The following is a 20,590-nucleotide window of genomic DNA, read 5'->3' as shown; positions in this document are numbered from 1 at the left end:
AAAACCGGATTTTAGGGGTTTTGAAGTGGGGAGACTGACGAAAAGAATTTGACCCCTCTCCAAACCTCTCCCGGCACTATGCCTTAGCCATATCTTTCTTGACATTCTTGAAACCCTTATAATATGAGAGTTCAGCAGTGCTAAACCCCTACCGGGTTATTTATATTTGTTTGATATATCTTCCTTATCAATTCCATGATAACAAATATAAAATCCGTTGTCAATCCCCAATACTCTCTTTTTGCGCTTTTTTGTGGAAGTAATTTATTTTGCAGTTCCAGGATTTTCACAAAATCGGGGATCTCTTCTTAATAATGAATTTAAGGCAAAGGTGGAGTCGTTAAGTGCTAACCTAAAAGATGATATCGCTTGATCTGGGGTTTTAAACGAACCCACTTGTGAAAAATAGCTTCATTCATTTAGGCGCAGCATGGTCACCACCGCAGAAAAAACAAACATTGGTTACATTACCCAAGTAATTGGTCCGGTTGTAGACGTTAAATTCCCCGGCGGTAAATTACCCCAAATCTACAACGCTTTAACCATCACAGGTACAAATGAGGCTGGACAAAACATCAGCTTGACCGTTGAAGTACAGCAACTTCTAGGCGACAACCAAGTCCGCGCAGTTGCTATGAGTACCACCGACGGTTTAGTTCGTGGTTTAGAAGTAGTTGATACTGGATCTCCTATCAGCGTCCCCGTTGGTAAAGCCACCTTGGGACGGATTTTCAACGTTTTAGGCGAACCTGTAGATCAGCAAGGTCCCGTAAACGCCGAAGCATATTTACCTATTCACCGTGACGCTCCCAAATTCACAGATTTGGAAACCAAACCTTCTGTGTTTGAAACTGGGATTAAAGTTGTTGACTTGTTAACTCCCTACAAACGCGGTGGTAAAATCGGTCTGTTCGGCGGTGCTGGTGTTGGTAAAACTGTGATCATGATGGAGTTGATCAACAACATCGCTACCCAGCATGGTGGTGTGTCTGTATTTGCGGGTGTGGGTGAACGCACACGCGAAGGAAATGACCTCTACAACGAAATGATGGAATCTGGAGTTATCAACAAAGATAACCTCAACGAATCCAAAATTGCTCTAGTTTATGGTCAAATGAACGAGCCACCCGGAGCCAGAATGCGGGTTGGTTTGTCTGGTTTGACAATGGCTGAGTATTTCCGCGATGTCAACAAGCAAGACGTATTACTATTTGTTGATAACATTTTCCGGTTCGTCCAAGCTGGTTCTGAAGTATCCGCGCTCTTGGGTCGGATGCCTTCTGCGGTAGGATATCAGCCTACTTTGGGTACTGACGTGGGTGCTTTACAAGAACGGATTACCTCCACCACCGAAGGTTCTATTACTTCTATTCAAGCTGTATATGTACCTGCCGATGACTTGACCGACCCCGCACCTGCAACCACATTTGCTCACTTAGACGGTACAACAGTATTGTCTCGTGGTTTGGCTTCTAAAGGTATCTATCCTGCGGTTGATCCTTTGGGTTCTACTTCCACCATGTTGCAACCCAACATCGTTGGTAGTGATCACTACGATACTGCACGGGCTGTACAATCCACCCTGCAACGTTACAAAGAACTTCAAGACATCATCGCCATTTTGGGTTTAGATGAATTGTCTGAAGAAGATCGTTTAATTGTGGCACGGGCGCGGAAAGTTGAACGGTTCTTGTCTCAGCCTTTCTTCGTAGCTGAAGTATTTACCGGTTCTCCTGGTAAGTATGTGAAGTTGGAAGACACCATTAAGGGATTCCAACAAATTCTTTCTGGTGAATTGGATGCTTTACCTGAGCAAGCTTTCTACTTGGTAGGCGATATTGCCGAAGCTAAAGCTAAAGCTGAAAAGCTCAAGGGTTAGTCATTAGTCATTAGTCAGTAGTCAGTGGTTTTTTATGCAACTGACAACTGACCGTTCGGAGTTCGGCGAAGGCTCACTCGAGCCGCTAACGCTCACGGCGAAGCAACTGACAACTGACAAAGGACAACTGACAAAGGACAACTGACAAATGACATTAACTGTTCGTGTAATTTCCCCAGACAAAACTGTTTGGGATGCTGAAGCTGACGAAGTAATTTTACCTAGTACTACTGGTCAGTTAGGTATTCTCAGTGGACACGCTCCCATGCTGACAGCCTTGGATACAGGCGTAATGCGTGTCCGAGCTAGTAAAAATGCTAGTTGGCAAGCGATCGCTCTTTTAGGCGGGTTTGCTGAAGTTGATCAAGATGAAGTCACAATTCTAGTCAATAGTGCTGAACGTGGCGACAAAATTAACCTTGAAGAAGCCCGCACTGCTTTTAATACAGCACAATCTGGCTTAAATCAAGTTAGCGCAGATGACCGAAAAGCACAATTCCAAGCAACACAGGCATTTAAACGCGCTCGCGCTCGTTTTCAAGCTGCTGGTGGTTTGGTGTAAATTGTGTAGAGCATCAAAGACTAATAAGGGTGGGCTATTTTGCCTACCCTTATTTTATAAGACCTCGCGGTAAGCGTATAGGCGGCGTTTGGCGGTCGCATCGGGATTGGATTGGGCTAAATCCTTAATCTAATTCTGTCAGTAGAATCTCAGTGGCTAAAGCCAGTGAGAGTGTCAATGGTATTTTAATTTGATTAGCTTTATCTTTTTTTAGATCCCCGACTTCTTTAAGAAGTCGGGGATCTGAGATTTGTGAGATTTGTGGTGCTTATCCTTCTACAATTTTTATCTCTTCTGCTGTTAGTTCGTAAAGTTGATAAACTAACTGATCTATTTCTGTTTCTAATGCGGTTGTATCTGCTTTTGGATCTAATTTTTTAGCGGTGAGAATTTGATTAACTATTTTTTCTAATAACAATTCTTCAATTTCCGTAGGTTCTTTAATGGGTAACATTTCAATTTTATACTTTTTCCATCTATTTGTACCCATTCCTGTGGTAGTTGAAATCTGGTTAAAATACCATTCTGATAGTTTTGAATTTAAAATTGCTAACAAATATTTAAGTTTTTCACCAGTCATTAAAAATGTAGTAGCTTCAGCATAATAGTTAGAGTCATCAAAAGCAAATTTAGGTTTATCAGAAATTTCACCCCAAACAATTTTAGGTTTATTAAAATCTTGCCAGTAAGCAATAGAGTCTTGGGTTTCAAACCATTGATTATTTGTCTTTTTTCTACTCCCTTCAATACCAGATTGTGCTAATCTTTTTCTTCCAATTTTTTCAAAATAAGCCATAATGGATGGATAATTTTTAATATCTAAACCTAGACTAGGAAAAGTACATATAACCCATTGATTTGAGAATTCATAACTATATTTTTTTAAGTCTCTACCTCTTAAAATTGGCTGAATTATTTCAGCAGAATTAGAACTTTCAGCAATTAATTGATATTTAGTTTCCTCATTGATAATAAAAGCTGCATTTAGTCCAGTAAGCAAACCTCTATTAATATTAATATCAAATTCTTTTAAAAGTTTAGAGGATTGCTCTATTTTTTGTTTCAAACTTACGGTTTCTTCATTACCTATAATCCATTCTGATGTATTAGGTATTGTAAATTGAAAATAGTTTTTATCAAAATACTCTTCTAATGAAGAACCAATCAGATAATTATTCGTTAAACTAGCAACATCAAAAAATTCATTAACTTTATCTTTTTTCAAGATGAAAATATTTGATTCTACAGTTGCTTCCTCAAAAATTTGCATATCTTCAATATTTAATAAAGTTTGAGGTTGGAGATTTTTAATTAAATATTTTTTCAGTAAATCACCATAAATAGTTTTTAACCAAGAATTAGAAGTAATGTAAGTTAAAAATCCTGCTTTTCTTAACAAACAACTTCCTTTTTCGTAAAACAAGCAATAAATATCTGAACCCCTTATATAAGTTTGATAATTATTTTCAAAATAAGCAGTTTGATTTTTTTCTTTAATTTTAGACAGTGAAAAATAAGGAGGATTGCCAATTACGACATCAAAACCGATAAAATCACCTTCATCATTCAAAACTTCAGGAAATTCAAACCGCCATTCAAAAGCATTTTGATAAATTTTACCACTTTTTTTATCCTCAATGTCACTATTAAGTTGATTAATTTGCTGTTCTAACTCTTCTTGCTTTTTTTGACGACTTTTTGCTTCTGCTTTACTTTCTGCAAATAATGACTTCTGATCTCGTAAATGACGAAGTTCTGCAACTTTTTGATTTCGCTTTTCTATATTCGGATCATTGCTACTAATTTCTGTACGTATTTTACTTTTAATATCATTAATTAACCTCTCTATTTCCTGTTTTTTATCCTTATTATCAGTATTATGATAGGTTGTTATAGCATTTCTATAACTTTCAATATTCCAATTGCTTTTTTTCAAAATTGTCCGTAAATCCCAATTTAAAGGAAAACGACTGATTAAAGAATTACCAGTTTTAATATTAATATCAATATTTGGTAAAGTTTCCAATTCTCCTATATTCCCCTCTCCTGGTAGGAGAGGAGTTAGGGATGATGTCTTATAATAAGCATTCTTTAAAAGCTCAATCCATAAACGTAACCGACAAATATTAACTGAATTAGGATTTATATCTACACCAAATAAACAGTTTTCAATAATTGTCTGTTTTTCATGAAAAATTGCTTCTTGTATCCGTCTACTTTCTGAATTTTTAGGATTATATGTGAAAAATTTTCCGTCATCATCTGTAATAATTAACTCATCATTCTCAATTTTTATATCATAATCTCTTAAAGTTTTTCCCTGTCTATCAAGTAAAACTTTCAAGTCACTTTTAATAGTAATAATTTCATTCAAAGCGGAAACCAAAAAATGTCCAGAACCTACTGCTGGATCACAAATTTTTAAACTATTAATAATCTGATTAGCTTCTTTTTTATCTGTAATTTTATCATATAATTCGTCAATATTTGCACAGTTCCAACCTTTAATTTCTTTGAATTTTTGTAAAACTGCTCTGCGAATAGTTTCCCGACACATATACATAGTAATAAAACCAGGAGTGAAGAAAGAACCATCTTTATAACCGTTAATTTTCTCAAAAATCAAACCTAAAACAGAAGCATTAATTAAAGTTTTATTTTCTTCTTGGATTTCTTCTGCACCTTCACTGCTGAAATCGTAAGCATCAAGAAATGCAAAAATATATTCTAATGCTTTTAATTTCCCTGTACGTATATTACCATTATCTTTAAGAACTGTTTTGTTAAAAATAGAAAGTTTTTCATCATTGATTAAATTACTAGTAACTATTGTTTTATGTTCAATTTCTGATACCTCAAATAAAGAACTATTCAAATAAGGAATATTAGCAACAATATTTTTTATATGTTCGTCTCTGTCATTTGGTTTACGAGATAAAACACCAAAAAATAAACGGTTGAGATTACCAAAATCTTGAATTTTTGCTAAATTGAGAAATGCAAAAGATTTATTACCTTGATGATAGTTAATTAATTGGGATTCTAAAAGTTTCAAAAAGAGAATGCGATTAATCCAAGTAATAGCTAATTCTAAACTAACATTAAAAAGTCTCTCTTCGGTATTTTCTCCAAATTGTTCTAAATTTTCTAATCTGTCAATTTTGCGTAATTCTTGCAAACGAGTGATAGTATTTTCAATTAATGAACCCTGTTCCCTTTCATTAATTGGTTTACGCTGAATTAATTTTTTACTACCTTCTTTAATTTCCGTTAAACCAATGACGTGCAGTAATTCACTATAAAAGTTTTTATTTAAACTATTGCTATCATTAATAACAGGTAATTTTAATAAATGTTGTGGTGAAAACAGCTTAAATAAAGGAATCAGTTTTTGATCATTTTCAGGATTTTGATTAATTAAATACTGTTCATAATCTCTAATATCAAAATGTGTGAAAATTAGTTCATTTTGAATTTTATCTATTGCAGGTTGAGCAATTTCTTTATAAAAGAAATCCGTGCGAGAATTAGATAGACGTTTTTCTTCAAAATCAGTAAATTGCTTGACTAATTGTTTATTCTGAGCAAACAAATTGTCAAAAAGTGTTGCATCAAAAATGAACCATTCATGAATATTAGTAGCAATTAAATATTTAATTTCTGGATTTTTATTTGTAATCCGTTCTCGTAAAAAGTATAAAACTAATTGTTGTAATGCTTTAGTGTTTAAATTATTAACCTTGAGCATTTCATTGTTATTTACCTTTTTAGCCTCTAAAATCACACCAACATTGCTTTTAGTATCTTTTCCATTATAAATTACTAAGTCATTACTGGCTTTAATATTTATTAAGTAATCAGCACCATAATAGGTATTTTTCAAAAAATCAGTAAGAATATTTTTATGAAATTCCTCTCTTTCGTTTTCATCAATTTGATTAAGTAGTGTAATCAGATTCCTTTTAAATATCTCAAACTCATTTCTAATTGGTTTAATTCTCAGAAATGTTTTGCTTAATGCTTGTCTAGGTTTAATTTTATTGTCAATCATATTGAATTACCAAAAATTATAATTTTATTTCACGCAGAGGCGCAGAGAGTAAGAGTTTGAGAGATGGAATTTTCGACTTTCATACCCCAATTCACTAACGCCTTAATATTCAGCCTTCTATCATAGCATCAAATTAAAATCAAGAAATATATTGTAATATTTTTCAACAAAACTTAAGTCATAAAATATCCGACCTCTTAAAGAAATCGGGGGTAAGTAGTGAGACAAAATTAATTACACAATGTCATTGCGTTAGCGCAGCGTGGCGTTAGCCATATAGAACGAAGTGAAATGAAGCAATCGCAAGGGTTGTGATTGCTTCCCTTCGCTCGCAATGACTGTAAATATTTTTGTACAATTACTTATGACTCTGACAATGTTCACACATTAAGGAATGTGGATTTATTAACTTACAATTCTTGATAACGACCGTCTAACCTAATGTTAAATTACATCCATCAAGATTTGCACTTTATTTAATCCTCATTCCTAATGTTAAATTACATCCATCAAGATTTGCACTTTATTTAATCCTCATTCCTAAATAGGATTACTATAGAACTCATATTTGATTTTTGAAAAAAATTAGGTATTGTAGGGTGCGTCAGATATTACAACTCTGTTTATTGATAAAATTTATGCAGTCTGACGCACCCTACGTATCTTTTCATAAATCAAATATTATTCCTATATATATATGTTACAAATATATAGAGATGTAAAGCAAGTTTTAATATAATATTAAGTAGAGTGGATTATGGATATTTCAAAAATGACACAATTATCGTCTCATTACCAACCACGTCGAGGAAGAGTATTTCCAGAAAAGCAAATTTCTTATGAGGAAAAAACCAGAAGAAATGCTGAATATAGCTTATTTTATCAGGGTTGTCGGGTCATATTCAATAAAGTCCAACCTGAATTAATTCAGGATCATTATGATTGGTTTATAGTTATTGAACCAGTAAGTGGTAATTATGTAATTGATCCAGATGAAACAATTGCCAGACAGAAAGCACGGGAAAAATTTGGTACTACTATGCGCTTAATGATGAGAATTAACGAGATTGGCAACTGTGGTAAAATATGATTTTAGGGGAATTTAATAGTAGGGGAGAACTCATTTTTGAAATTGGGTTAGTTACGGCTGATGGTGAAATCATTCCAGTACAAGCATTACTAGATACAGGTTTTACAGGTTGGTTAGATGAAGAAGAGTTGATCATCCCAGTGTTGGGTGGAAATGAATTGCAAGATATTCTTTTAGGTGTACATTGGCTACAAAGTAAGCGACTAGTAGCAGATTTTACCGCTAGGGTGCTAACATTGGGTTAAAAAATTACATTAAGTTTAAGAAAAATCATTCCCTCCTGATGAAGTGATACCTTAGATGATTAATTGCCCAAAGAGGCAGATATATGAAAAGCTTTCCATTTTTTCTTGATAAAAGTAAGCAAAATAAATTTGTCAGCGTGGCTACATCTGCAATTGCAGCCTTAGCTTTAGCAGGTGGTGTTAATGCTGCTAATGCCACTCCCATAAAAACACTGACAGCAAAAGAATTTACTTCTGTTTCTATTCCCTCTACCCAAACTCAACCCGTAGTTACTCAATCAGTAACTCGTCCAATCCCCTATCAATCAATGGGAATTGAGCCTTTAATCATTATTCCCGTGATTATTATTGGCGGTTGTTTCTTCTTTGGTGGACTGGTGGTTATCGGTGAACGGGAAGTGGGAATTGTGGTGAAAAAGTTCACCCTGTCAGGTAAAGGATTACCTCCTGGTAGATTAATTGCCCTCAATGGTGAAGCGGGTTTGCAAGCAGATACCCTCGCCCCTGGTTGGCACTGGGGTTATTGGCCTTGGCAATATGCAGTGAAAAAAGAGTCGGTAATTGTTGTCCCCCAAGGTCAAATCGCTCTGATTGTCGCCGCTGATGGGGCTTCTAACCCTCCAGAACGGATTTTGGGCAAAATTGTCGAATGTGATAATTTTCAAGATGCTCGGAAATTCTTAACCAAAGGTGGGGAGAAAGGACGGCAAATTGCTTTTATCACCGCAGGTACTTACCGCATCAATACAGCGCTGTTTAAAGTGATTACAGCAGCAAATGCCAGTAAAGAGGGTATGCGTCCAGAACAGTTACAAATCTATGAAATAGCAGCGGAAAAAGTTGGTATTGTGACTACTTTGGATGGTTCACCAATTGCCGCAGGTGAAATTGCTGGGCGTGCTATTACCGGACATAATAATTTTCAGAATGGTCAAAAATTTATTGACGCTGGAGGACAACGGGGTTTACAAGAACAGGTGTTATTATCGGGTTCGTGGAATCTCAACCCTTGGTTGGTAAGTATTGAACAAGTACCGATGACTCAAATCCCTATCGGTTATGTGGGTGTGGTGATTTCTTTTGTTGGTGAAGAACAGGAAGATGTGAGCGGGGCATCTTTCACTCACGGAAATTTGGTCAATCAAGGACATAAGGGTGTTTGGGTTGAGCCTTTATATCCTGGAAAGCACCCGCTCAATACTAAAGTGATGAAAGTTGAGCTAGTGCCGACAACAAACATTGTCTTAAACTTTACTGATAGAATTAGCGGTCAGCATGGGTATGATACGAATTTAACGGCGCTGAAACTTCTGTCATTTGATGGTTTTAGCTTTGATTTGGAGATATTCCAAATTATTCACATTGGTGCGTCAGATGCTCCGAAAGTGATTTCCCGCTTGGGTTCGATGCAAAATGTCATTGATCAGGTTTTGCGTCCCATTGTGGGGAATTATTTCCGCAACTCGGCTCAAGAATATACTATCCTGGATTTCTTGATTGCCAGAAGTGAGCGTCAAGTTGAAGCCTCTGAATACGTTAAATCTGCCTTACGTGCTTATGATGTGCAAGCAGTGGATTCGTTGATTGGTTTGATTACGCCACCGAATGAATTAATGCACACGCTGACAGACCGGAAAATTGCTGAGGAACAACGCAAAACTTACGAAGTTCAGCAAATGGCAGAAACCCAACGACAAATGTTAGTCCGGGAAACAGCGATCGCAGATATTCAGCAAGAGTTGGTAAAATCGGAACAAGGTGTCACAATTGCCGAGTTGCAAGCTAACGCACAAATTCAGCAAGCAACAGGTGAAGCTGAAGCCACTAAACTCAAAGCCATAGCGGAAGCTGAAGGTATCCGGGCGACAGGTAACGCGAAAGCAGAAACCTATCGGACAGGGGTACAAGCATTGGGTTTGCAAGGTTACACAGCGATGCAGCTAATGCAAATTGTGGGCGATCGCAGTGTTCGCATTATTCCTGATATCATTGTTGGTGGTAATAATGGTAGTAATAATGGTTTAGCAGATGGTTTGTTGTCTATGATTCTTTTGAATCAAACTAATAGCAAAACCCATCTAGAACCGAAAATCCCCACACCTCCACCTCTTCCTAATCCTGTAGTTGCTAAACTTGAATCTACTAATCATAACAGTTAAGATTCAGATACCCGACTTCTTAGAGAAGTCGGGTATCTTGTTCTTGTGAATGTTTTTATTGAGAGTAGTGATAAAATTAAAATTAAATTATGGGGTTAAATAAATGACAACAACAGTTGCAAAAATCATTCCCATAGAAGAATTTTTAAAGCTGGGTTTTATTGATGAATCACCAGCTTGGGAATATATTAATTCAGAAGTAATTCAAAAACCAATGGGTGGCGGTAAACACAGTTTATTACAAAAAAAATTAATAGCAGTTATTGACACAGCAACAAGCACGTAACCCATCTTAATTTTTAACTATCTGAACTTGCTTTACTATTAATATATTTAAGGTAAATAATTGTCATCTAATAATTGTGCCAAAGTATAAGGACATTGTTCTAAAAAAATAGTTAAATCAGTTAAATCAGTTTTACCTTTCACAAAATCAACCGCACTTTGATAAATATTCTCTAAATCATCCTCTAACTTATTCCTTAAATTTGTCGTCAAATGATTATTCAAATCATATCTAAAAGTTTTAATTTCTCCAATCCAATGACGATAGTTTCTTTCATATTCTACCTGCCAATATTGAAGTAATAATAAATGAATAATAATTTGCCTTAAAAGACTTTTGGCTTTAGCTAAATCTCTTTTACCCAAACTTGTCAATTCCTCAATTAAGTTTTCTAAATCAAGTTGATTAAATTGTTTTTGTTTTAATAATTCAATAGTTTCTTCTAACCATAAACTATCATCAGTTTCATAGAGTTCCTTTAAATTGGTAGCAATTCTCATATTTTTACCTTTTCATATAGTTCATCTAAATGAAAGCGAATTTTTGAACTCAATAAATTTTTTACCTCCGTCTAACTTAAAATTATAAGATAATTAGCGCGGTATCTCCACAAAATTGAGGAAAAATAGATGAGTTTATTAAAAGATCAGGTTGCAATAGTCACAGGTGCATCACGGGGAATTGGTAGAGCGATCGCTTTCCAATTAGCATCTCAAGGTGCAAAAGTAGTAGTTAACTACGCTAGTTCCAGCACAGCAGCAGATGAAGTAGTCGCAGAAATTACAGCAGCAGGAGGAGAAGCGATCGCTCTCCAAGCAGATGTTTCTCAAGAAAATCAAGTAGATACACTCGTTAAAACTACCTTAGAAAAATTCCAGCGCGTGGATATCTTAGTCAATAACGCAGGTATTACCCGTGATACCCTGCTATTAAGAATGAAATTAGAGGAATGGCAAGCAGTTATAGACCTAAATTTAACTGGTGTATTTTTATGTACAAAAGCTGTGAGTAAAATTATGCTTAAACAACGTTCGGGGCGGATTATTAACATCGCTTCTGTTGCGGGACAAATGGGCAACCCTGGACAGGCAAACTATAGCGCAGCCAAAGCTGGAGTAATTGGCTTTACCAAAACAGTAGCTAAAGAACTCTCTTCTCGTGGCATCACTGTCAATGCCGTTGCTCCTGGTTTTATTACCACTGACATGACCAGCGATATCAAAGCCGATGGTATCCTGCAATATATCCCCCTGGGGCGTTTTGGTAAACCAGAAGAAATTGCTGGCATGGTGCGCTTTTTAGCATCAGATCCCGCCGCAGCTTACATCACAGGACAAGTATTTAATGTTGATGGCGGTATGGTGATGTAATTTGTCAGTGGTCAGTGGTCAGTGGTCAGTTGTCAGTTGTCAGTTGTCAGTTGTCAGTTGTCAGTTGTAAAATTCCTGCCCCCTGCTCCCTGCCTCCTATTCACGGATTATTCTTTGTCCAAGGGTAAAGCCTAACATCAAAATAATACCGACAGCAGTAGCCAGCATCACAGATAAACTCATACCCTGAACTTTCATCGCCAGTAAATTACAACCTAAAGTAATTGACCATAAGATAAAAGCTGCATTGCGTTGGGATAGTCCCCAAGCCAACAAGCGATGATGGATGTGGTCTTTACCTGGTGTACTCAGAGGGTTTTTGCCTGCCATGAGCCGGCGAACAAACACTTGAGTAGTGTCAATAACTGGCAAGAGCAGAAATAAAACTGTGGGGATTAGGGCATAGATTGTATTTAACTGGAGTTTGCCTAAAATGCTGGTTGCTGCTAACACATAGCCAAAAAAGTATGCACCAGCATCACCCATAATGATGTGTGAGGGGTGAAAATTATGGCGTAAAAAGCCCAGCGCCGCCCCTCCCAAAGCCGCTAAAACCAAAGTAGCAGCAGCGCGATTATCAAACTGGGCAGACACGCCTAACAAACTGATAGCAGTGATAAAGCTGATGCCACCAGCCAAACCATCCATCCCATCCATGAGGTTAACAGCATTAGTGATCCCCACCACCCACAGCACCGTTAACGCCATAGACAAGAGGGAATCAATGGGTGTACCAAAGGCAACTTTGATGCTAATTCCATTACCAACCAACAGAAGTGCTGTTGTTACCTGCGCCCATAAACGCACAGATGGAGGCAAACCAAACTGGTCATCAATAAAGCCCACTAAAACTAAAATTGAACCACCGAGGAGAATCGTTAAGACCTGAGCTAAAACCCCTTGCAGTTCAATCGGTCGCAAGAGACTAGCTAAGACCAAAGCCGCAATGACACCCGCGTAGATTGCCAAACCTCCCGCATTAGGTAAAGGTTCTTGATTCAATCGTCGGGCGTTGGGTTGATCTGCCCAACCTACCTCTAAGGCAAATTTGCGAATTGTGGGAATTAAACGCCAGGTAACAACTAAAGCTAATAGAAACGTAAATACTACAGCTAACCAGCCGGAGCCGCTAGGGTCAGCAATGCCAAGGGATTTAAGGGAGTTGGCTAAGTTCATCTGCTCCCAATATAATCATTAGTTTTATGGTCAAACATAAGTATCAACTGTTAATATTAATCAATTTTGGGATTTTGATTGTTAATCTAAATTGGGGAAAGGGATTAGCACTCTTGGTCAGTGAGTGCTAAATTGTCTAATGGAAGCAATAGAAAAATAAAACATGACTAAGATTATTGCATTTAATGAAGAATCACGGCGTGCTTTAGAAAAGGGTATTAACGCCCTGGCAGATGCGGTGAAAATCACTTTAGGTCCAAAAGGTCGTAACGTCCTATTAGAGAAAAAATTTGGTATTCCCCAAATTGTTAACGATGGTATCACTGTTGCTAAAGAAATTGAATTAGAAGATCCTCTAGAAAATACTGGCGCTAGACTAATTCAGGAAGTAGCATCAAAAACTAAGGATATAGCTGGCGATGGGACTACCACTGCCACAGTTCTAGCACAAGCCTTGATTAAGGAAGGTTTAAAGAATGTAGCTGCTGGGACAAATCCCATGAGTTTAAAACGGGGCATTGATAAAACCGTTGAGGCGCTGGTAAAGGAAATTGCCAAGATCGCTAAACCTGTAGAAGGAAGTGCCATTTCCCAAGTTGCCACAGTTTCCGCTGGTAATGATGCTGAAGTGGGACAAATGATCGCGCTGGCGATGGAGAAAGTGACCAAAGACGGTGTAATTACCGTTGAAGAATCTAAATCCTTCACCACTGAACTAGAAGTAGTAGAAGGAATGCAGGTTGATAGAGGCTATATTTCTCCCTACTTCATTACCAACAACGAACGGATGACAGTAGAGTTTGAAAATGCTCGCATCCTGATTACCGATAAAAAAATCAGCAGCATTCAAGATCTAGTTCCCATCTTGGAAAAAGTTGCCCGTTCAGGTCAACCTTTATTGATTATTGCCGAAGATGTAGATGGTGATGCTTTAGCAACTTTGGTTGTGAATAAAGCGCGTGGTGTATTGGCGATCGCTGCGATTAAAGCTCCTGGTTTTGGCGAACGTCGCAAAGCTATGTTAGAAGACATTGCCATTCTCACCGATGGACAAATGATTTCTGAAGACATTGGCTTAAGCTTAGATACTGCCACTTTGGAAATGTTGGGAACTGCGGAGAAAATCCACATTGACAAGGAAAATACCACCATTGTGGCTGGTAATGCTGCTAAACCAGAAATCCAAATTCGGATTGAGCAAATTCGTAAACAGTTAGCCGCAACTGATTCCGACTATGATACCGAAAAACTGCAAGAACGCATTGCTAAGTTAGCCGGTGGGATTGCCGTGATTAAAGTCGGTGCCGCCACCGAAACCGAACTTAAGGACAAAACCTTGCGGATTGAAGACGCACTCAACGCTACCAAAGCCGCAGTAGAAGAAGGTATTGTTCCTGGTGGTGGTGCAACCTTAATTTATCTATCTACCAAGATAGAAGCAATTAAAAACAGCCTCACCCCCGAAGAAAGAATTGGTGCTGATATTGTTAAAAAAGCTTTAGAAGCTCCCCTGCGGCAAATCTCAGAGAACGCTGGAGCAGAAGGTTCTGTCATTGTTGCCAGAGTTCGGGAAACTGATTTGAATATCGGTTATAACGCAGCTACAGGCGAATTTGAAGACTTAATTGCTGCTGGTATTATTGATCCGGCAAAAGTGGTTCGTTCCGCTTTACAAAATGCTTCTTCTATTGCCAGTATGGTACTAACCACCGAAGCCATTATTGCTGAAAAGCCTGAAAAACAATCCGCTGGGTCCCCTGATGGTGGCATGGGCGGTATGGGCGGTATGGGTGGTATGGGCGGTATGGGCGGCATGGGTGGTATGGGTGGCATGGGCGGCATGGGTATGTTCTAATTTGCCACTTTCCCAAATCCATAATTTATAAATAACCGAATAACCCACTCCTAAACTTAGTAAGGGTGGGTTTTTTTAAAGGCTTCTACTGTTTAAGCTAATTTCTACCTAGCCACTTTTGTCCATTTAAGCGATACACTAACCGAGATACCAATAAATCTAGGGTAATTTTACGCTCATCAATTAAAAACGATTCCAAGGTACTTGGTTTTTTACCTTCATTACAGGAAAATCCCTTTTTACCTTGAATATTGGCTTCAGGGAAATATACGTTAAACTGGCGCTGTCCCCCTTGCCAAGAACCGATAACTTGCCAACATTCTTCTGCTGAATTAAAACCAATAATAGAATACTTCTGCTTGGCAAAAGTCAGCTTCACATCTGGCACACCTTCTTTAGTAATTGCATCTTGTAACGCTGGTAGGTAATGTTGCTGCATAAACTCTTCAAAAGGCTTATCTTCCAACGCTGGGGGCTTTTCCTTTTTGGCGGCTTTCGCGTCTGCGGAGGGCTTTTCTGGGGCGGTTGTAGCAGGATTAGAACCCACATCACCCGCTTGATTTTGATTAGTTTCTTCTGCCATTGCTAATTTTTGGGTAGTCAGTTATTTTTATTTTGACATACCAGAGCATAGCTACAGCTATTTAGATATAAAATAAGATTTTAAGAGTAATTAACCGCAGATTAGCGCAGATAAAGACGGATGAATTAATAAGTTTCATGATTCTGTGCAGCTTGGCCTATCATTGGGATAAAATCGTTTAAATAGTAACTTTTCACGAAGTATGTTGGATAAGATGGGTAATGGGTAATTTGGGACTTTTAAAATCCGGCGTTGGTGAATGAAGGTATGATTTTTTCTCACGCAGAGGCGCAGAGGACGCAGAGAGTAAGAGTTTAAGAACTAGAATATTTGATTTTTATACCTCAATTCAGCAATGCCTAAAATCCCATACCCTAAACCCTCCAGAGATGTTTCAACCACCTGCAACAGCGGGAACAATACTCACTTCATCACCATCTTTGAGGGCTGTTTCTGCTCCTTCTAAAAAGCGGATATCTTCACTATTGACATAGAAATTCAAAAACCGTCTGAGATTGCCTTCATCATCACACAAACGCGCTTTGATTCCAGGACAGCTTACTTCTAAGGAATCTAATAATGCAGAAATATTACTAGCAGTACATTCTAAAGTAGCTTTTTCGTTTGTAAATTTTTGCAAAGCAGTGGGAATTAAAACTTTTACAGCCATTGTTTAAACGTTAATTGTTAGTGAGTGATTTGCTTGGTAGGGGTTTAGCACTGCTAAACCCCTACAATTAATTGGTAGTGAAAGGATTAAACTGTAACTTCTTGCCATTCTAAGCGGTCAAGTGTGCGGGATCTTTCTAAAGCCCGTTCAAAACTGTCTAGTTTAGCATCAATAGTTAAAGGTTCGCCAATGTAGCCTTGAATTGCTTCCTGGGTTTTCAAACCATTGCCAGTGATATAAACCACTGTAGTTTCATCTGGATCAATTTTGCCAGCTTCTACTAATTTTTTAAGAACTGCAACGGTTGTACCACCTGCGGTTTCGGTAAAGATACCTTCGGTTTCTGCTAATAGTTTGATACCTTCGATAATTTCGGCATCATTAACTGATTCAATATTACCGTTGGTTTTTTGGGCGATTTCTACAGCATATACGCCGTCTGCGGGATTGCCAATCGCAATTGATTTGGCAATTGTATTGGGTTTAACTGGTTGAATAAAGTCTCTACCTTCTTTAAAAGCTTTCGCAATGGGGGAACAACCTTCCGCTTGAGCGCCACTAAAGCGAACATCTTTATCCTCTACTAAACCAACTTTGACAAATTCTTGGAAACCTTTATAAATTTTGGTAAACAGAGAACCAGAAGCCAAAGGAGCAACTATATGATCTGGTAATTGCCAACCTAGTTGTTCTGCAACTTCAAAGGCTAATGTCTTAGAACCTTCAGAGTAGTAAGGACGCAGGTTAATATTCACAAAACCCCAACCGTGGGTATTGGCAACTTCTGAGCAAAGACGATTAACTTGATCATAGTTGCCTTTGACTGACATCAGGGTAGGACTATAAATCAAGCTACCGATGACTTTACCAGCTTCTAAGTCAGAAGGGATAAATACACAGCAATCTAAACCAGCGTAGGCTGCGATCGCCGCGGTAGAATTTGCTAAATTACCTGTACTAGCACAAGAAACAGTCGTAAAACCTAATTCTCTCGCTCTACTTAGTGCCACTGACACCACCCGATCCTTAAAGCTCAGAGTGGGCATATTCACGGCATCATTTTTAATATAAAGTTTATTTAAACCCAGGCGACGAGCCAGACGGTGGGAACGCACCAATGGAGTCATCCCTGTGCCTACATCTATAAAATTATCTGTAGCAACGGGCAAAAAGTGACGGTAGCGCCAAATCGAATTAGGACCGGCTTCAATAGTTTCTCGACTAACTAAGCTCTTGAGAACATTGTAATCATATTTGACTTCCAACGGTCCAAAACACAACTCACATACATGAGTAGCTTTGAGTTCGTATTCTGCTCCACACTCTTTACACTTCAAAGCCTTGAGGATAGAAGTGTTCGCTTGGTTGAGGTTTGTAATCGCCTGAGTCATAATCTTGCTTTCCCTGGGTATCCGTCAACTTTGGAATGATACTAACACGAGGCAAAATCCACGTCAAACATACCCGACTATTTTTATCGGGTTTAATAAAAACAAGGACTCAGGCAATTTTGCATATTTATAGCCATAGACAAGGCGGTTAGGACATCAACTAATCCATAAAGAGGCTTCTCGCACTGTCACCTGTTCCCTGTTCCCTGTCACCTGCTATTATGGATAATTCCCAAAATACCTGCCGAATGTAGGAAGGACGAAAGTCTTTTTGTGAATTAACTCCAACCATCCTCCTGTTTGAATTATCCTTATACTTGAAACCAAAATCTAAAATTTGCAATGCTAAGAGCCGGAATTGTCGGACTTCCCAACGTCGGAAAATCAACCCTATTTAACGCTGTAGTCGCTAATGCTAAAGCTGAAGCCGCTAACTTCCCATTTTGCACCATTGAACCGAATGTTGGTATGGTCTCAGTCCCCGATGACCGGTTAGACGTTCTCGCCAAAATTGCCACCTCAGTGCAAACTATACCTGCCCGTGTTGAATTTGTTGACATTGCCGGTTTAGTTAAAGGTGCAAGTCAAGGAGAAGGACTGGGTAATCAATTTTTATCCCACATTCGGGAAGTTGATGCGATCGTTCATGTTGTGCGTTGTTTTGAAAACGATGATATCATTCACGTAGCCGGTTCTGTTGACCCAGCACGAGATATTGAAATCATTAATTTAGAACTTGGTTTATCGGACTTATTCCAAATTGAAAAACGTATTGAAAGAACTCGTAAACTTGCTCGTACCAGCAAGGATGCACAATCGGAAATAGAAATTCTGGAAAAATTAGCTGTCGCTTTAAATGAGGGTAAATCTGTTCGTCAAGTTGGTTTAAATGCCGAAGAATCGGAAATTATTAAGGGCTTAGGATTACTTACCAATAAACCCATTATTTACGCTGCTAATGTTTCTGAAGAAGACTTAGCTACAGGTAATGATTTTGTCGAAAAAGTGCGAGCAGTTGCGGCGGTTGAAAATGCCCAAGTTGTCATAGTTTCTGCCCAAGTAGAAGCGGAATTAGTCGAATTACCAGAAGCCGATAAAGCTGACTTTTTGGAATCTTTAGGTGTGAAAGAAGGTGGTTTAAAATCCTTAATTCGGGCAACTTACACCCTTTTAGGATTACGGACTTATTTCACCTGTGGACCGAAAGAAACCCGTGCTTGGACAATCAATGCCGGGATGTCTGCACCTCAAGCCGCAGGAGTCATTCACTCTGATTTTGAACGGGGATTTATTCGGGCAGAAACTGTAGCTTATCATGATTTAGTAACTCATGGTTCAATGAGTGCAGCCAAAGAAAAAGGCTTAGTCAGAAGTGAAGGAAAAGAGTATATTGTCCAAGAAGGTGATGTGTTATTATTCCGGTTTAATGTATAAATCGCAATAAAACCGTAGGGCGCAGGGCCTGCGCCCTCATTTACAGCAAATTGTCATCAAACCCGGAACAAGAACCCCACCCCCAACCCCCTCCCCGCAAGCGATGAGGGGGCTAAGATGTACCTCATAAGATTGGAAATTGCTGTATATTTCAAATCAAGCACTTTTTCAAGTTCTGGATCATTCCTCCTGATTCCTGACTCCAACAAAATCAGGACGCGCTTGCTGATTGAATTTAAACTTTTCCTCTAACAATTCCCATTTTTCCTGCTCAATTATATGAATAAATTCGTCTAAATTTTCGCGGTATTGATGAAGGGAATGTAATAATGCTTGGCGGTTATATTGCGCCATCATTACCCCTAATTCTGGATTTCCACCGCCAACCCTACTTGTATCTCGAAACCCCGAACTAGCAAAATTTTGGGCTAATGTAGCAATTTCTGGATCTTTCTCACTTAAACAAGCTGCAATCAAGGAGGCACTCACCATTACAGGTAAATGAGAAATCCAACTCACAGCCCGGTCATGTTGTTTTGGTTGACAATGGTAGATAATAGAACCGAGCGATCGCACAATTTCTTCTACAATTATCACAGCATCACCAGGTGTTGTCTCCACTGGCGTTAATACATAAGGCCGATTGACAAACAAATTTCGCTGTGCTGCTTCTATCCCGACATCAGTTTTTCCCGCCATGGGATGACCACCAACAAAATTTTCCCATAAAGGAGAAATCGTTTCCACTATGGGTGTTTTAACTGAACCAACATCAGTGATAATAGTAGTCTTTGGTAAATGAGTTATTAATTCTTTCACTTGGGGGACTATCAGTCCTATAGGGGTACAAATAAATACAACCTCTGCTGATGCCAACAAGCTCAAGTCCACCGACGCTTGATCAACACTACCAAGTTTAATTGCTTTCTCACAGGTTGATTCACGACGGCTGACACCTAAAATATAATGTCCTTGCGATCGTAAATCGAAACCTAAACAACCACCAATGAGTCCCAGTCCTACAATACCAATTTTCATCGTCATTTTGAAAATTTAATTTTTACTTATTCTCTCGATACTTTACCAACTCCAACTCTCAAAGTTGGCAACACCAGGGTAGATATCATACCTGATTTTTCCGTGATTGCAGATTTTATCAAAGAATTTTACTGCATTGGTTAATATACAGTTGTCAACATTTACCGAAATTACAGGAGAAAACAAATGTTTAATCGCATGATGGGCAGAACTCGCTATATTGTCTGTCGGTTGTTTTTGCATTTAAAGGGAGATGAAGTAGCGCCAATCTTAGGTGTTCTCAATAGTGCCGCTAGAACAGCCAGCAATGCTGACGGTGAGCTAGAAGTTTTAGGAGAAGAACTGGTGGAACTATGCCAAACTTTCCTCCAATATGATGAATATTTGTTCTCTGCGGCCAATGAAGGTGATGTCTTTTGGAATGAAGGGGAAGCAGGAGATTATGTCAATGAATTATTCACAGACTCAGCCCAAAGATATGGAGCTAATCTGGATTTGAATTCCTCAAATCAGCCCTTATCACTTCCCGTCACCCGAAACATCATTGTTATGATTACAGTCGCTTATACAGGGGAAGTTCCAGAGTTAGAAACCGATTTGGGTAACATCCCAGCTTTGAAAGCAGCCCTAAAAGCTCTAATTAATCTACACTACAAACATAACCTCCGCGCTATCCAAGTACATTTTTCCCCAGCCCAATTAGGTGATGAACTTTCCAGCGACCAATTATTGGAATATTATCCAGAATTGATTCCTCTGTAAATGATTTGTTAAGGCATAGGGCAGCGTGAGATGAATGGC

The 20,590-nt window shown here is 38.3% G+C and carries 18 protein-coding genes; 10 read left to right on the top strand and 8 right to left on the bottom strand.

The features are described 5' to 3' along the window. Positions 1-430 precede the first annotated feature (430 nt). The gene (atpD, locus tag FJR37_RS19995; protein WP_027404015.1) at positions 431-1,879 is read left to right on the top strand and encodes a F0F1 ATP synthase subunit beta; all 1,449 of its coding nucleotides are present in this window, start codon (positions 431-433) and stop codon (positions 1,877-1,879) included. Positions 1,880-2,027: 148 nt separating this feature from the next. Continuing rightward, complete coding sequence (gene atpC, locus FJR37_RS19990; RefSeq protein WP_039201817.1) at positions 2,028-2,441, top strand: ATP synthase F1 subunit epsilon; 414 nt, start codon at positions 2,028-2,030, stop codon at positions 2,439-2,441. Between the two features lie 268 nt (positions 2,442-2,709). On the opposite strand, the gene FJR37_RS19985 is transcribed toward atpC, so the two are convergent. After that, positions 2,710-6,492, bottom strand: a complete 3,783-nt coding sequence (locus FJR37_RS19985) for an Eco57I restriction-modification methylase domain-containing protein (RefSeq protein WP_168466926.1) — start codon at positions 6,490-6,492, stop codon at positions 2,710-2,712. 757 nt (positions 6,493-7,249) lie between these two features. Between FJR37_RS19985 and FJR37_RS19980 the strand changes: the two genes are divergently transcribed. The 4 genes from FJR37_RS19980 (at position 7,250) to FJR37_RS19965 (ending at position 10,272) form a co-directional block, all read left to right on the top strand. After that, entirely contained in the window at positions 7,250-7,582 is a 333-nt protein-coding gene (locus tag FJR37_RS19980) for a hypothetical protein (protein ID WP_254434625.1), read from the top strand. Beyond that, on the top strand, positions 7,579-7,827 hold the full coding sequence (locus FJR37_RS19975; protein WP_039201819.1) for a hypothetical protein: 249 nt from the start codon (positions 7,579-7,581) through the stop codon (positions 7,825-7,827). The genes FJR37_RS19980 and FJR37_RS19975 overlap by 4 nt, the downstream gene beginning before the upstream one ends. Positions 7,828-7,910: 83 nt before the next feature. Then, positions 7,911-9,986 carry an SPFH domain-containing protein gene (locus FJR37_RS19970; RefSeq protein ID WP_039201821.1) on the top strand — a complete coding sequence of 692 codons (2,076 nt, stop codon included), beginning with the start codon at positions 7,911-7,913 and terminating at the stop codon, positions 9,984-9,986. 103 nt (positions 9,987-10,089) lie between these two features. Further along, complete coding sequence (locus FJR37_RS19965) at positions 10,090-10,272, top strand: Uma2 family endonuclease (RefSeq protein ID WP_168466925.1); 183 nt, start codon at positions 10,090-10,092, stop codon at positions 10,270-10,272. Positions 10,273-10,319: 47 nt separating this feature from the next. Here the strand turns inward: FJR37_RS19965 and FJR37_RS19960 are convergent, their stop codons facing one another. Next, positions 10,320-10,772 carry a DUF29 domain-containing protein gene (locus FJR37_RS19960; RefSeq protein ID WP_039201823.1) on the bottom strand — a complete coding sequence of 151 codons (453 nt, stop codon included), beginning with the start codon at positions 10,770-10,772 and terminating at the stop codon, positions 10,320-10,322. Positions 10,773-10,901: 129 nt separating this feature from the next. Here FJR37_RS19960 and fabG point away from each other — a divergent pair, with 129 nt between their 5' ends. Beyond that, a complete protein-coding gene (gene fabG, locus FJR37_RS19955; RefSeq protein ID WP_039201825.1) occupies positions 10,902-11,642 on the top strand; it encodes a 3-oxoacyl-[acyl-carrier-protein] reductase in 741 nt (246 codons plus the stop codon). A 96-nt stretch (positions 11,643-11,738) separates the two neighbouring features. Here the strand turns inward: fabG and FJR37_RS19950 are convergent, their stop codons facing one another. After that, positions 11,739-12,818 carry an MraY family glycosyltransferase gene (locus tag FJR37_RS19950; RefSeq protein WP_039201827.1) on the bottom strand — a complete coding sequence of 360 codons (1,080 nt, stop codon included), beginning with the start codon at positions 12,816-12,818 and terminating at the stop codon, positions 11,739-11,741. A gap of 163 nt (positions 12,819-12,981) precedes the next feature. On the opposite strand from FJR37_RS19950, the gene groL reads away from it, so the two are divergent. Then, positions 12,982-14,673, top strand: coding sequence for a chaperonin GroEL (gene groL, locus FJR37_RS19945; RefSeq protein WP_039201828.1), 1,692 nt, complete (start codon positions 12,982-12,984; stop codon positions 14,671-14,673). Between the two features lie 97 nt (positions 14,674-14,770). On the opposite strand, the gene FJR37_RS19940 is transcribed toward groL, so the two are convergent. The 4 genes from FJR37_RS19940 to FJR37_RS27480 form a co-directional block, all read right to left on the bottom strand. Further along, the gene (locus FJR37_RS19940; protein ID WP_039201830.1) at positions 14,771-15,256 is read right to left on the bottom strand and encodes a DUF2996 domain-containing protein; all 486 of its coding nucleotides are present in this window, start codon (positions 15,254-15,256) and stop codon (positions 14,771-14,773) included. Positions 15,257-15,650: 394 nt separating this feature from the next. Beyond that, positions 15,651-15,926, bottom strand: a complete 276-nt coding sequence (locus FJR37_RS19935) for a MoaD/ThiS family protein (RefSeq protein WP_039201831.1) — start codon at positions 15,924-15,926, stop codon at positions 15,651-15,653. 86 nt (positions 15,927-16,012) lie between these two features. Next, complete coding sequence (gene thrC / locus FJR37_RS19930) at positions 16,013-17,317, bottom strand: threonine synthase (protein WP_039201833.1); 1,305 nt, start codon at positions 17,315-17,317, stop codon at positions 16,013-16,015. Between the two features lie 160 nt (positions 17,318-17,477). After that, complete coding sequence (locus tag FJR37_RS27480; protein ID WP_256366890.1) at positions 17,478-17,609, bottom strand: hypothetical protein; 132 nt, start codon at positions 17,607-17,609, stop codon at positions 17,478-17,480. Between the two features lie 50 nt (positions 17,610-17,659). Between FJR37_RS27480 and ychF the strand changes: the two genes are divergently transcribed. Continuing rightward, entirely contained in the window at positions 17,660-18,751 is a 1,092-nt protein-coding gene (ychF, locus tag FJR37_RS19925) for a redox-regulated ATPase YchF (RefSeq protein WP_039201837.1), read from the top strand. Between the two features lie 180 nt (positions 18,752-18,931). On the opposite strand, the gene FJR37_RS19920 is transcribed toward ychF, so the two are convergent. Beyond that, complete coding sequence (locus FJR37_RS19920; protein ID WP_039201838.1) at positions 18,932-19,789, bottom strand: prephenate/arogenate dehydrogenase; 858 nt, start codon at positions 19,787-19,789, stop codon at positions 18,932-18,934. A 186-nt stretch (positions 19,790-19,975) separates the two neighbouring features. On the opposite strand from FJR37_RS19920, the gene FJR37_RS19915 reads away from it, so the two are divergent. After that, positions 19,976-20,551 carry a DUF1517 domain-containing protein gene (locus tag FJR37_RS19915; protein WP_168466924.1) on the top strand — a complete coding sequence of 192 codons (576 nt, stop codon included), beginning with the start codon at positions 19,976-19,978 and terminating at the stop codon, positions 20,549-20,551. Positions 20,552-20,590 lie beyond the last annotated feature (39 nt).

The sequence above is a fragment of the Aphanizomenon sp. UHCC 0183 genome, from assembly GCF_009712065.1.
In the GTDB taxonomy this organism is placed as follows: domain Bacteria; phylum Cyanobacteriota; class Cyanobacteriia; order Cyanobacteriales; family Nostocaceae; genus Dolichospermum; species Dolichospermum heterosporum.
Note: the sequence above shows the minus strand (reverse complement) of the source record. Positions and strands in the feature narration are given on the sequence as shown.